Below are 12137 nucleotides of genomic sequence, written 5' to 3'. Positions count from 1 at the left end.
AGCACAGAAAACTCGGTAAGACCACTGAGTTGGCGATTTGTCACAATTGGTAAAACTAATTCACAAATTCAAGGGGATAGGTTGGCATGGGGATTGCAACGTATCGAAGGTGTTGAATCATTCTTAGAAATACAGGAGTTGTGATGTTAGTTCGTAAAGCCCTGGTGGCAACCATTTTTTCCCTTGCGGCGTCAGTTGCTTTGGCTCACGGTGACGTGACCCCGCAGGCCGTTGATGTGTCCACACTGAAGCCTTTGGGCGACGAGATGCTGGAAAGCAATCCATATACTGGCGACAAGGAAGCCATTCGCGTGGGCAGCTCGGCCTACAACCAAAACTGCGCGCGTTGTCACGGCCTTGAAGTCATCAGCGGCGGTATTTCTCCCGACTTGCGCAAGATGAATTCGGAGTGTGAATCGTTCGCCAACAAGAAAGCCAAGCAAGAGTGCAAGGCTGAAATGGATGTGTATTTCCGCAATTCGGTGTTGGGCGGAAAGGTGCGCGGTGATCGGGTCTACATGCCTGCATTTGCCGGTATTTTGAGTCAGGAGGCCATTTGGGCCATCAAGGCTTATGTTGAGACTCGTCCAGCCGAGTAATGGCCGGGTTGTTATTCAATGTGGAGCCCGGCAAGTAAAGTAATTGCGCTTGCCGGTTCCAGCTTCTTCAAACAATAAAAGTGCATCCAAGGCACATATCCCAAGCAGGAGACAATATATGACTGCGTTTGTTCAAGCGTGTCGATTTCCAATCATCAAAGCAATTGGCGCAACCCTTCTGGCCTTTTCTTTTCAGGCCAGTGCCTTGGCGCAAGAACTGTCGGACTGGGCCAAGGTGCAAGCCTCGGGCGTTTTGACCGTGGCTGTTTACAATTATCTGGCGCCTTACTCGCACGAGGGCAAAGGCATTGATGTGGACATTGCCAAAGCCCTTGCAGCGAAATTGGGCTTGGGTTTGCGGGTGCGCGCGTTTACGGAAGACGAGGAGTTTTCTGACGACATTCGAAACATGGTGACGCGTGGCCACTACCTGGCTGGAGCGCCTGCGGATATTTTGATGCATGCGCCAGTGGATGCGTACATCATGCAGAAAGAGGACCAGGCGTTGTTCTTTTCTCCTTACACCCGTGACGATATTTTCGTGGCGCGTAATGTGAAGAAGTTGCCCACGCTGGACAGCCTGAAGCCGTTCTCGGAGGCGGGCAATAAAATTGGTGCCGAAGCGGCTGCTTTGCCCAGCATCATGTTGGCGGGCGCCGATGGCGCAGCGTATGCCGACAATCTGGTGAATTTCAAGACTCCCAAAGAAGCGGTCGACGCGATGGTGAACGGTGAGTTGGTGGCGGTCATGGCTACTCGGGCCGAGCTTGAATGGGCTTTGCACCAGCACCCGGACAAAAAAGCTGATTATTACGTATCCAAGGTTCCGCACAATTCGCTGCCGCCCAAGGGTTGGGCGGTGGGTATGGCTACCAAGAAAAGCAACAAAGAGTTGGCGGAAAAACTGACTGTGGCCATGAATGAACTGAAGGCAAGTGGCGAAATCGAGAAGATTTTTGCCAGCTACGGCGTGAAGTACATGAGGCCCTGATCCGGCTGAACTCATTTCAGATCATTTCCATGGGAAGCCTCGCAACAACATGCGGGGCTTTTTGTTGGAACAACTGTTTCACTTTGGAACAGTTGTGTTGCATCGGGAAAACCCCAAGCGTCAAAACTCGGAAAAGTGTTGCCGGGACCCATCGAAAATTTCTTTTCAAGTTGGCAGGCTTATTGCATAAGACCGCATGTATGTAGTGCCCAAAACAAATAACCAAAGAAGCGAGGAACAACGGGATGCAAAAATCTCTTCATATCACGCCTGACAAATGCACGGGCTGCCTTCAGTGTGAAATGGCGTGTAGCTATGAAAACTATCAGGTGTTCAACACCTCATTGTCTCGAATCAAGGTGTTCGACTTCCACCACACGGGCAAAAAAGTGCCCTACACCTGTACTCAGTGCGATGAGGCGTGGTGTTTACACGCCTGCCCGGTTGAAGCGATCACCATGGACAAAACCAATGGGGTGAAAGTGGTGTCGGAAGACACCTGCGTGGGTTGCAAGGTGTGCACGATTGCTTGCCCGTTCGGCACAGTGAATTACGTTCAGGAAACCGGCAAGGTGCAAAAGTGCGACCTGTGTGGTGGCGACCCCGCTTGTGCAACAGCTTGCCCAACCGGCGCAATCACTTTCGTGGATTCCAACTGGACAGGCTTGGACAAGATGAAGCAGTGGGCCGAGAAACTGAGCAACCAGGCTCACGCGTAATTCAGAAGAACAGAGAAGGGAGTAATACAAATGGCATGGACCGGTAAAGTACTGCGCGTGAACCTGACAGCAGGCACCTGCACCAGCGAAGACTTGAGAATGGATTGGGCGAAAAGCTACCTTGGCCAGCGTGGTTTGGCCACCAAGTACTTTGTGGAAGAAGTGAGTGCGAAAGTGGATCCGCTTTCGCCCGACAACAAGATTATTTATGCAACTGGCCCGCTGACAGGCACCATGGCTTCTACAGGTGGCCGTTACTCAGTGATCACCAAGGGCCCGCTGACCGGCGCAATTGCCTGCTCAAATTCAGGTGGTTACTTTGGCAATGAGTTGAAGAGTGCTGGTTGGGACATGGTGATCATGGAAGGCAAATCGCCCAAGCCTGTGTACCTGTTGATTGAAAATGAAAGTGCAAAGTTGATGGACGCCTCTGACCTGTGGGGCAAAAGCGTGTGGGACACAGAACCTGCCATCAAGACCAAGCACCAGGACCCGCTGATGCGTGTGTGTTCCATCGGCAAGGCCGGTGAAAACCAGGTGTTGTACGCCGCCATCGTGAACGATTTGCACCGTGCTGCCGGCCGTTCAGGCGTGGGCGCTGTCATGGGTTCCAAGAATGTGAAAGCCATTGCGGTGCGTGGCACCAAGGGCGTTGGCAACATTTCCAACCCCAAGGAATTCATGAAGGTGACTTACGAGAAGAAAAAAATTCTCGCTGAGAACGCCGTAACTGGCACAGGCTTGCCCACCTATGGCACGCAGGTCTTGATGAACGTGATCAACGAGATGGGTGCCATGCCCACCAACAATCACCGTGACGTGATTTTTGATGGCGCAAAGGACATCTCTGGCGAAAAAATGCACGAACCCCGCAAAACCGATGGCAAGGCCAACCTAGTGACCAACCAGGCCTGCTTTGGCTGCACGATTGCCTGCGGTCGCATTTCAAAAATTGATGAAACCCACTTTACCGTGGAAAACAAGCCCCAATACCACGGTGCTTCCGGTGGTCTGGAATACGAAGCCGCTTGGGCCTTGGGTTCATCGAACGGCGTAAACGATCTGGAAGCGCTGACCTATGTGAACTTCCTGTGCAACGAACACGGCATTGACCCGATTTCATTGGGTGCCACCATTTCCGCAGTGATGGAACTGTATGAAATGGGCGTGTTGACTGAAGAACAATTGGGTTGCAAAGCGCCGTTTGGTTCAGCACCCGCCTTGGTCAAGCTAAGCGAAGACACTTGCAACGGCGAGGGTTTTGGCATTGAAATTGGTCAGGGCTCCAAGCGCTTGACTGCCAAGTACGGCCACCCTGAATTGTCGATGAGCGTGAAGGGCCAGGAATTCCCGGCTTACGATTCTCGCGGTATTCAGGGCATGGGTCTGGCCTATGCGACGTCCAACCGTGGTGCCTGCCACTTGCGTGGTTACACGGTTGCTTCTGAAGTGCTGGGCATTCCGGTGAAAACCGATCCACTGGTGACCGATGGAAAGCCCGCCTTGGTGAAAGCATTCCAGGATGCAACGGCTGTGTTCGACTCCGCAGGCATTTGCGTGTTCACCAGCTTTGCCTGGACACTGGCCGATGTGCAGCCCCAGGTGGCTGCAGCCTGTGGCGATGAATTCGACATGGCCAATCTGGAAACCATGGGTGAACGCATCTGGAACATGGAGCGTCAGTTCAACCTGGAAGCCGGTTTCACCAAAGCCGACGATGATCTGCCCGCACGTTTGAAGAAAGACGCCGCGAAGGTGGGTCCCGCCAAAGGTTTGGTCAATGGCATCGACAAAATGCTGCCTGAGTACTTTGAGTTGCGTGGCTGGGACACCGAAGGGCGCCCAACCTCGGCAACACTGGAGCGTTTGGGGCTATGACTGGAAACACTCCAACACGGCACGTTATCCTGGGTAACGGGCCTGCGGGGGTGGTCGCTGCCGAGCAAATTCGCAAGCAGCGACCACGCGATTCAATCGTGATGGTGGGTGCCGAACCGGAACCCCCATACTCCCGCATGGCGATTCCTTACCTGCTGATTGGCAAGGTGGGCGAGCAGGGTACTTACCTTCGCAAAGACCCCGATCATTTCAAGAAGCAGAATATTCAGGAAATTCGCGCACGCGCCACCAGACTGGACACTGCCGCTAAAAAAGTGATGTTGGACAACGGCGATGTACTTGAATACGACAAGCTGTTGATTGCCACTGGCGCACGCCCAATTTCGCCACCCATTCCCGGGGTGAATTTGCCGGGCGTACACCCGTGCTGGACACTGGAAAACGCACGGCAAATTATTGAGTTGGCCAAGCCAGGTTCACGCGTGTTGCAAATGGGTGCGGGCTTCATTGGTTGCATCATTATGGAAGCGCTGGCCTTGCGTGGCGTCAAGCTGACTGTGGTCGAAATGGGCAACCGCATGGTGCCGCGCATGATGACCGAAGGTGCGGGTTCCATGATTCGCGACTGGTGCATAAAAAAAGGCGTGAACGTGCACTGTTCAACGAAAGTTGAGGCCATTGAACTGGGAAGCCAGGCCGAGCAGCAAAGCCTGATCAGCAAGATCGGTTCAGCCATTGGTTTTGGTACCGCAGTGGCCGCGAAAGATGGTGCACCCTTGCGTGCAAAACTTTCGAACGGCGAAGTGCTGGAAGTAGACTTGGTCATTTCCGCCACAGGCGTAAAACCCAACCTTGATTTTCTGGAAGGCAGTGGCTTGCAGGTGGATCAGGGATTGCTGGTGGATGATCACATGCAGACCAACATCAAAGACGTTTACGCTGCTGGCGATGTGGCCCAGGTTCGCGATTTCTCGACTGGCGAGAAAACCGTGAACATGATTCAACCCGCCGCGGCCGATGACGCCCGAATTGCCGCCCAAAACATGATGGGGCAGGGCACACAAACACAGGGTAGTTTGGCGATGAATGTGCTGGACACACTGGGTTTGATTGCAGCCTCGTTTGGGCAGTGGTGGGGTGCTGAAGGCGGGCAAAGCGTTGAGTTGCAAAACAAGGATGAGTTTTCCTATATGCGTTTGGAGTTTCTTGGCGATGTGCTGATTGGTGCAACCAGTTTGGGGCTAACGAACCATGTTGGCGTCATGCGAGGTCTGATTCAGGGCAAAATCCATTTGGGTGAATGGAAAGACCATTTGCTCGAAGATCCGACCCGATTAATGGAAGCCTATCTGGCTTGCGCTCAGTCACAAAGCACATGGAAATTACCTTCAAGCTCTTTGCAACACTGACCGACTATTTGCCGGCGAACCGTGCGGACAACGCGGTTCGCTTGCAGGTGAATGACGGCAGCACTGTGCAGCAAGTGATCGATCAGTTTCACCTGCCCGAAAAGTTGACCCACCTGGTGTTGGTCAATGGCGTGTACGTGGACCCAGCCGACCGTGCCTCCAAAATATTGACCCCCGATGATGTGTTGGCCATTTGGCCACCCATCGCGGGCGGTTAGTTTCGCATGGCGATTTTCAACACCGACAAAGCACTGGACATGTCGTGCACCGAGCGCGAGTTGCTCCGGTGGGTGCACATGATTGCTGCTTTGTTTCCGATGATTTCGGAACAGGCTGACCATGCGGATTTTGAAGTGCAAGGTGGTACAGCGCGAATTGCCTGGAAGGAAATGCCAGATCGCGTGATTGCTTTGGTGCGTTTAAAACGCATGGAAGTGACACTGGCCTTTTCTGAAGGTGTGCCTTCGGATGCGAGGGCGCATTTTTCGAAACAATTTCAGATGCATACACTGCGGGGTGGAGGCTGACGGGAGAGGCTGGTGCTTGGTGCTTGGTACTTGGTACTTGGTGAGGCTTGGGTGCAGACCCGACTGGCCTAAGCAAGGCTTCTGATTCCGGCTTGATGCTTCTGGCTTGGGGCATGCGAAACGCCAAAGCGTCTTCGCATCGACCTTTCAGGTCGCCCCGCGCTGCGAAGCCGCCGGGAAGCCTCGCAAAGCCGGCCAGCCGGGTCTGCACCCAAGCCTCACCAGTACCGTACATCGCACTCCGCAGGTCTCCGGCGCCATTGCCCGCGCGCTCAGGTGGCAATACCCTCGCAGCGCCGATCATGAAAACCTGCCCTTGGTGTTGAATTGACCGTCCGTTCGGCAAGGCCGAAAGCGCAGCCCGCCCGCTGTTTAGCGGGTGCGCTTAGGGCGGTTAATCAATAACAAGGGGGTCTTCAGGTTTTCTGGCGATAGAGGGTATGCACCTGAGCACGCCAAACAATCGGCTATCTGCTCGCCTGGATGGTAAACGACTCCACGCCTCGATCTTCGAACTTCGCAAAATCAATGCACTCGCCTGTTTCATGAGTCACTGAATCCAACGCACAAAGCATCCAGTTGTCGGGCGTTAATTCTGAATTGGCCAGTGAAATGGCAGGAACATGTACCAGCGATTCTGGAGCCCAGCGATACCAGCCGTTCTCGAGAACAGCATTGGGTGCGGGGTCAATTCCAGCACCGCTGCCTTTGACAAATGTTTCTTTCAATACCAGTTGTTCATCTTTCAGCTGCCAGTGTTCAACCCACTCGGTTTTTTCCACCGAGTGAGTCCAGCTCAGGGAAAACAGCAAACCTGCCAGGCAGGCCGCTGATTTCCCGGCGATGAATACACACAGGCTCATGCAGGCTGCAGCTTGCCTTTCACTGTGCGCATATTGCGCCAGGCCAGGTAGCCAAACACCACGGCAATCGCAAAGCCGATTTCATCCGTAATCGGCAAGGCTGCAATAAGCGTGAACGATCCGATCATGCCCAGTACTCGCAACCACACCGGCAACTTCGCACCCAGGTAGCCAATCACTGCGGCACCCCACAGGCTGATGGCCAGTACAGTTTTCACCACGATGTAGATGACTGCGGGAATGTAGCCAATTGATTCAGCCAGTGGTCCACCGTCTTGCAACATCAAAGAAGGGGTGTAAACCGCCATGAACGGAATCACGAAACCGGCCGCGGCAATTTTTACAGCCTCCATGGATATGGTCAGCCCGCGTTCTTTGGCGATCGGTGCTGCCGCAAAACAGGCCAGTGCCACGGGCGGCGTGAGGTCGGCGAGAATACCGAAATAGAACACGAACATGTGGCTGACGATCAGTGGCACGCCCAGTTGTTCCAGTGCGGGGCCGGCAATGCTGGAGGTGATGATGTAGTTGGGAATGGTCGGAATACCCATGCCCAACACAATGCAGGTGATCATGGTCAATACCAGCGACAAGAACAAACTGTTCTCGCCCACGCTGACCACAAACTGACCGAAAGTATTGGCTGCACCGGTCAGTGTCATGGTGCCGATGATAATACCCACCATGGCGCAGGCCACGCCAACAGGCAAGGCGGATTTGGCACCGTCAGCCAGAGAGTCGCGGCAAGCAGCCAGGGTCTCGCGGCCACCTTTTTTCAGAGCGTTCACAGCGATCAATGCAATGATCGCGCCTGCAATGACCCAGATACCAAACTGCAGAAAGGCAGCACACACCACGCCCAAGCCGATCCAGAACAGCACACGGATAACCATATTGGGCAAACCAATTGCGATGGATGCGCCAAGGATAAGTACTACAGTGAATGCCAGCCCCACTGTTCCGGCGAAAAGCGGCGTGTACCCGCCCACCAGTAACCAGACCAGGGCGATCAGCGGGATCACCAAGTACCATTGTTCTTTCACAGCTTTCCAGGGGTTGGGCAGGTCTTTTTTGTCCAGTCCTTTCAAGCCATGCTTGCCTGCTTCCAGGTGCACCATCCAGAAAGCACCGAAGAAATATAGAATGGCCGGGATAATGGCGGCTTTCACAATTTCGGAGTAAGCCACACCCAGTGTTTCGGCCATGATAAACGCCACTGCACCCATCACGGGTGGCATCAACTGCCCACCCATGGAAGCTGTGGATTCAACCCCGCCTGCAAACGCCGCGCGATAGCCGAATTTCTTCATCAACGGGATTGTGAATTGACCAGTCGTGACCACGTTGGCCACACCTGAGCCTGAAATGGTACCCATGAGTGCTGAGGATACCACTGCAACTTTGGCGGCCCCGCCTTGTGCATGACCCACCAGGCCCAGCGCGAAGTCGGTGAACAATTTGATCATGCCCGCTTTTTCAAGAAAAGCACCGAACAAAATGAACAGGAAAATATACGATGCCGACACATAGGTCGGGATGCCGTAAATACCTTCGGTGCCATAGGCCATGTGTTCGATGACCTGGTGGAAGTCGTATCCGCGGTGGTCAAATGGTGCGGGCAGATATTGGCCGAACAGGCAATAGGCGAAAAACGTACCGCAAATAATCGGCAGGGCCGGGCCCATCAAAAGCCAGGTGGCTACAAACACCGTGGCAATTGCGATCACACCCAGGTAAATATCCAGTTCTGTGGGGTCGCCAGCACGAATCAACAGGGGTTCGTATTCGACCCACTGATAGCCCGCTACGCCCAGCGCCGCCAGTGCAAGCACCCATGCAATTGCCTTCAATGCGACATGCTTTTTCATGGCAATCAAGGGGAATGTGAGCAGCAGCAGAAAGCCCACGTGGCAAGCCCGTTGAACTTGGCTGGGCAAGTCGAATAAGTGTGCAGCCGTTGCAATTTGGAATGTCGAGAATAAAACAGCAATCCAGAAGAGCAGGCGACCTTCAAATGAACGCGTGAACCCGGCAGAAGTTGGATCGTGAAAACCAGAGTTGGCTTCGGTGGTTACAGCTGAATCGGGAGTATTGGACATGGACGAAAAGCCCTGAACGGGCCCACAAGATAACTGAGGTTGAAAGTCACACCCCGGCGGGGTGTGACAGGTGCTACTTGCTTATTTGGTTTGAAGATTTACTTGATCAAACCTTTTTCGCGGTAAAACTTTTCTGCACCGGGGTGCAATGGAACCGGCATGCCTTGCAAGGCATTTTCAAATTTGATGGCTTCCGCTGCCTTGTGTGCTGAGCGCAGCGCGGCCAGGTTTTCCCACAACAGCTTGGTCATTTGATAGGCCGTTTCGTCCGACACTTCAGAGTGTGTGATCAAGAAGTTCACGATTGCAGCAGTGGGAACATCTTTGGTTTGACCCTGATAGGTGCCTGCCGGAATGGTGCCAGGCACGTAAGGCGCACCTAATTTTTTGACCACTTCAGGAGGCACTGCAACCATGTTCACTTCCATGGAGGCAGACAGGTCTTTCAGCGAGGCAACACCCAGGCCAGCCGACTGCAGGGTGGCGTCCAGTTGTCGGTTTTTCATCAACTCAACCGATTCCGCGTAAGGCAGGTACTCGGTTTTGCCCAGGTCTTTATAAGTCATGCCAGCTGCGCCCAAAATGGCGCGGGCATTCAATTCAGTGCCCGATTTGGCGGCACCCACTGACAGGCCTTTGCCCTTGAGTTGATCCAGAGAGGTAATGCCGGAAGATTTGGATGCGACGATTTGTACATAGTTGGGATAAATTGCGGCAATACCACGCAGCTTGTTCAGCGGGGCCTTGAAGCCCGCATCTGCATCGCCTTCCCAAGCCAGTTTCACGGAATCACCCAGCGAGATACCCAATTCACCGCGGCCTTGTTGCAGCAGGTTCAGGTTTTCAACGGATGCTTTGGTGGCTTGCACCTGAGTGCGCGCACCTTTGATGTTGTCGCCATACACTTTCGACAATGCAACGCCAATCGGGTAATAGATACCGGATGTACCGCCGGTCAGAATGTTGATGAATTCAGCTTTGGCGGGTGTAGCGGCGAGTGCCAAGCCTGTAATGGCCGCGGCCAGAATGGCTGTTTTTGCTTTGCGTAGCATCATGCGTAATTCCTCCTGAGAAAGTGTTGTCGTATTTTGGTTGTGGGTTGAATATCCCTGAGAACGCAACAGGTTGCAAGGCGGACCGGGCTGTTTTTGGCCAAAATACGGGAAAATACGAATGAGGAAAACGTGAGTATCTTTAAGCGCCAAAACCGGGGGGTTTTCTTCCAAAGCCTTGACTCCAGGCCCAAAAGGCCAGTTCAAAGTCTGTTTGTACACCCAGCTTTTGACGAATTTGTGACAGGTTGTTGCTCACGGTCTTGCCGCTGATCCCCAAGCTGACTGCGACTTGCTCTATGGTGTGTCCTTCGACCAGCAAACGCACCACATCCACTTCCCTTGGTGTCAATCCGCACGCTGTGGTTGCTGCCGAATCTTGCGTTTCACAGGCAGGTAGTTGCAAATTTTCTTGACCCTGTTGTTGCAAGGAACCTGTCAGCATGCCTTGGCTTTGTACATCGCTGGACACGAAGGTTTGCTCGCCCAGTGCCATCCGGATGCCCTGAATCAATTCCTCAGGTTCACTTGATTTGGTGACATAGGCCCGAGCGCCTTGTTCCAGGGCTTTGGTGGCCACCACTGGGCTGTCGTGCATGGAAAGCACCACCAAGGCCAGTTTGGGCCATTTCATGCGCACCCGTTTAATCAGTTCGAGCCCGCTTTGCCCCGGCATGCTGATGTCCAGTACCAAAGCATCACAGGCTTGGGTTTTCAGCAAGGCAAAGGCCTGGTCTGCATTGCCAGCCTCACCCACCACGATCAGATCGCTTTCGGAGTCAATGAAGCGTTTGTAGCCCGCACGAACCGCTGCATGGTCGTCAACCAGAATGATTCTGGACTCAAGTGGCATGGTTCACCTCAATCACCGGAACATGGCAACGCAGCACGAATCTGTCTTCCTCGATGGTCCAGACCACACTGCCTTGCAGGCTGGCCATTCGTTCCCGAATACCGGTCAGCCCCAGAGAAGGGTTGATGGGCCCAGATGAAGCAATACCATCATTTTCAACAATCAAGATGAATTCGCGGGCTTGCTCGTCAAATCCTGCGAGTACTTTCAATTTTTTGGTGTTGGCATGGCGGGCCGCATTGGTTAGCGCCTCTTGTAAAGTACGGTACAACGCGATCGGTGCTTCTTTGGACAGGGGCGGGGTATTCGGTGCCCAGGCAAAGTCAACGTACCAGCCGTGGCGCTTTGCCCAGTTGTCCAGAAGGTCCAGCGCAGCATCGCGAAGTGACACCTCGAGCAGCAGGTGTGGTTTCAGTTCTCGCAGTGAACTGCGAAGCCACCCCATCATTTCCTGCGCCTGGTCGTGTACTGCTTTGGCGGCTTCTTGGGTGTTGGCCTGGGTGCTTTTCACCAGAAAAGCAGAGTTCACGGAAATGGAGGTCAACGATTGTCCGAAGTAGTCGTGTAAGTCCTGCGCAATTGCCTGACGTTCCCGCTCTTGCAGGTCAACCACCCGGTTCAGTAATTCTCTGCTCTTCTTTTGCTCTGTGTTCAGGGTTTTGATCAACTGGGACACGCTGTCATGGATTCGTTTGAACTCCTCGATTTTGAATTCCCCGGTGGTCTCCAGCGTGGGTGTTGGCCGTGTGGGGTCACGCTCGGACTCTTCATAATCACGCAGCCACTGAACCAGTTGTTGCAAGGGCTTGTTCAAGGCGGGTTTCAGGGAATACCAAACCACCACACCACTTCCCGCGGCCATCAGCAGCAACATGGCGCTGATCAAATAAAGTTCTCGTCGGGTTTCCCGGCGTTCCTGCTCGGCTTTTCGTTCGGCAAGCTGTTGGCGCAGGCGTTGTAGTTCCAGATTGCCCAGGGGTTCGGCATTCGAAAGCCCGCGGTGCAAGTCATCCACCAACTCAGAGGCGGCCGCATACTCGGTTTGCACGTCCAGCCGGCCCATGGTGAACACGACCAACACGCAGCATGCAGCCCAAAGACCAAGCCAGGTGAGCAATCGTCTAACCAGCAACTCGCTTAAACGCATGGGTTGAATTGTTTGTTTGAATAGCCACAATGTGCACCA

General features: G+C 53.8%; 12 protein-coding genes. 7 read left to right on the top strand and 5 right to left on the bottom strand.

The annotated features are described in order from the left end of the window. The first annotated feature begins 143 nt into the window (after window positions 1-143). From pedF to B4N58_RS11870, 7 genes are all read left to right on the top strand, one after another. Window positions 144-599, top strand: coding sequence for a cytochrome c-550 PedF (gene pedF / locus B4N58_RS11900; protein WP_291749621.1), 456 nt, complete (start codon window positions 144-146; stop codon window positions 597-599). Window positions 600-717: 118 nt separating this feature from the next. After that, on the top strand, window positions 718-1590 hold the full coding sequence (locus B4N58_RS11895; RefSeq protein ID WP_008251416.1) for a substrate-binding periplasmic protein: 873 nt from the start codon (window positions 718-720) through the stop codon (window positions 1588-1590). Window positions 1591-1835: 245 nt separating this feature from the next. Then, entirely contained in the window at window positions 1836-2309 is a 474-nt protein-coding gene (locus tag B4N58_RS11890) for a 4Fe-4S dicluster domain-containing protein (RefSeq protein WP_008251418.1), read from the top strand. Window positions 2310-2339: 30 nt separating this feature from the next. Further along, the gene (locus B4N58_RS11885; protein ID WP_291749617.1) at window positions 2340-4187 is read left to right on the top strand and encodes an aldehyde ferredoxin oxidoreductase family protein; all 1848 of its coding nucleotides are present in this window, start codon (window positions 2340-2342) and stop codon (window positions 4185-4187) included. Beyond that, window positions 4184-5557 (top strand): NAD(P)/FAD-dependent oxidoreductase, encoded by a 1374-nt coding sequence (locus B4N58_RS11880; RefSeq protein WP_291749614.1) that lies wholly within the window; start codon window positions 4184-4186, stop codon window positions 5555-5557. The genes B4N58_RS11885 and B4N58_RS11880 overlap by 4 nt, the downstream gene beginning before the upstream one ends. After that, window positions 5524-5775 carry a MoaD/ThiS family protein gene (locus tag B4N58_RS11875; protein ID WP_008251422.1) on the top strand — a complete coding sequence of 84 codons (252 nt, stop codon included), beginning with the start codon at window positions 5524-5526 and terminating at the stop codon, window positions 5773-5775. Before B4N58_RS11880 ends, B4N58_RS11875 begins: the two co-directional genes overlap by 34 nt. A 6-nt stretch (window positions 5776-5781) precedes the next feature. Continuing rightward, window positions 5782-6084: a hypothetical protein gene (locus B4N58_RS11870; RefSeq protein ID WP_291749609.1), complete on the top strand. Its 303-nt coding sequence runs from the start codon at window positions 5782-5784 to the stop codon at window positions 6082-6084. A 467-nt stretch (window positions 6085-6551) separates the two neighbouring features. On the opposite strand, the gene B4N58_RS11865 is transcribed toward B4N58_RS11870, so the two are convergent. The 5 genes from B4N58_RS11865 to B4N58_RS11845 form a co-directional block, all read right to left on the bottom strand. Next, window positions 6552-6947: a DUF1850 domain-containing protein gene (locus tag B4N58_RS11865; RefSeq protein ID WP_291749607.1), complete on the bottom strand. Its 396-nt coding sequence runs from the start codon at window positions 6945-6947 to the stop codon at window positions 6552-6554. Continuing rightward, window positions 6944-9046 (bottom strand): TRAP transporter permease, encoded by a 2103-nt coding sequence (locus tag B4N58_RS11860; RefSeq protein ID WP_291749604.1) that lies wholly within the window; start codon window positions 9044-9046, stop codon window positions 6944-6946. The genes B4N58_RS11865 and B4N58_RS11860 overlap by 4 nt, the downstream gene beginning before the upstream one ends. Window positions 9047-9144: 98 nt before the next feature. Further along, a complete protein-coding gene (locus B4N58_RS11855) occupies window positions 9145-10101 on the bottom strand; it encodes a TAXI family TRAP transporter solute-binding subunit (RefSeq protein ID WP_008251426.1) in 957 nt (318 codons plus the stop codon). A 139-nt stretch (window positions 10102-10240) separates the two neighbouring features. Continuing rightward, on the bottom strand, window positions 10241-10951 hold the full coding sequence (locus tag B4N58_RS11850; RefSeq protein ID WP_291749600.1) for a response regulator transcription factor: 711 nt from the start codon (window positions 10949-10951) through the stop codon (window positions 10241-10243). Beyond that, window positions 10941-12128: a sensor histidine kinase gene (locus B4N58_RS11845; RefSeq protein WP_291749597.1), complete on the bottom strand. Its 1188-nt coding sequence runs from the start codon at window positions 12126-12128 to the stop codon at window positions 10941-10943. The genes B4N58_RS11850 and B4N58_RS11845 overlap by 11 nt, the downstream gene beginning before the upstream one ends. Between the last annotated feature and the right edge of the window lie 9 nt (window positions 12129-12137).

This window comes from Limnobacter sp. UBA3528, from assembly GCF_002377005.1.
In the GTDB taxonomy this organism is placed as follows: domain Bacteria; phylum Pseudomonadota; class Gammaproteobacteria; order Burkholderiales; family Burkholderiaceae_B; genus Limnobacter.
The sequence above is the reverse complement of the archived record's forward strand: the minus strand, read 5'-3'. Positions and strand labels throughout refer to the sequence as shown.

Excerpts from the sequence above, each read along its gene's own strand:
- pedF (WP_291749621.1), top strand. The coding sequence starts at position 144 with ATGTTAGTTCGTAAAGCCCTGGTGGCAACCATTTTTTCCCTTGCGGCG.
- B4N58_RS11895 (WP_008251416.1), top strand. The coding sequence starts at position 718 with ATGACTGCGTTTGTTCAAGCGTGTCGATTTCCAATCATCAAAGCAATT.
- B4N58_RS11890 (WP_008251418.1), top strand. The coding sequence starts at position 1,836 with ATGCAAAAATCTCTTCATATCACGCCTGACAAATGCACGGGCTGCCTT.
- B4N58_RS11885 (WP_291749617.1), top strand. The coding sequence starts at position 2,340 with ATGGCATGGACCGGTAAAGTACTGCGCGTGAACCTGACAGCAGGCACC.
- B4N58_RS11880 (WP_291749614.1), top strand. The coding sequence starts at position 4,184 with ATGACTGGAAACACTCCAACACGGCACGTTATCCTGGGTAACGGGCCT.
- B4N58_RS11875 (WP_008251422.1), top strand. The coding sequence starts at position 5,524 with ATGGAAATTACCTTCAAGCTCTTTGCAACACTGACCGACTATTTGCCG.
- B4N58_RS11870 (WP_291749609.1), top strand. The coding sequence starts at position 5,782 with ATGGCGATTTTCAACACCGACAAAGCACTGGACATGTCGTGCACCGAG.
- B4N58_RS11865 (WP_291749607.1), bottom strand. The coding sequence starts at position 6,947 with ATGAGCCTGTGTGTATTCATCGCCGGGAAATCAGCGGCCTGCCTGGCA.
- B4N58_RS11860 (WP_291749604.1), bottom strand. The coding sequence starts at position 9,046 with ATGTCCAATACTCCCGATTCAGCTGTAACCACCGAAGCCAACTCTGGT.
- B4N58_RS11855 (WP_008251426.1), bottom strand. The coding sequence starts at position 10,101 with ATGATGCTACGCAAAGCAAAAACAGCCATTCTGGCCGCGGCCATTACA.
- B4N58_RS11850 (WP_291749600.1), bottom strand. The coding sequence starts at position 10,951 with ATGCCACTTGAGTCCAGAATCATTCTGGTTGACGACCATGCAGCGGTT.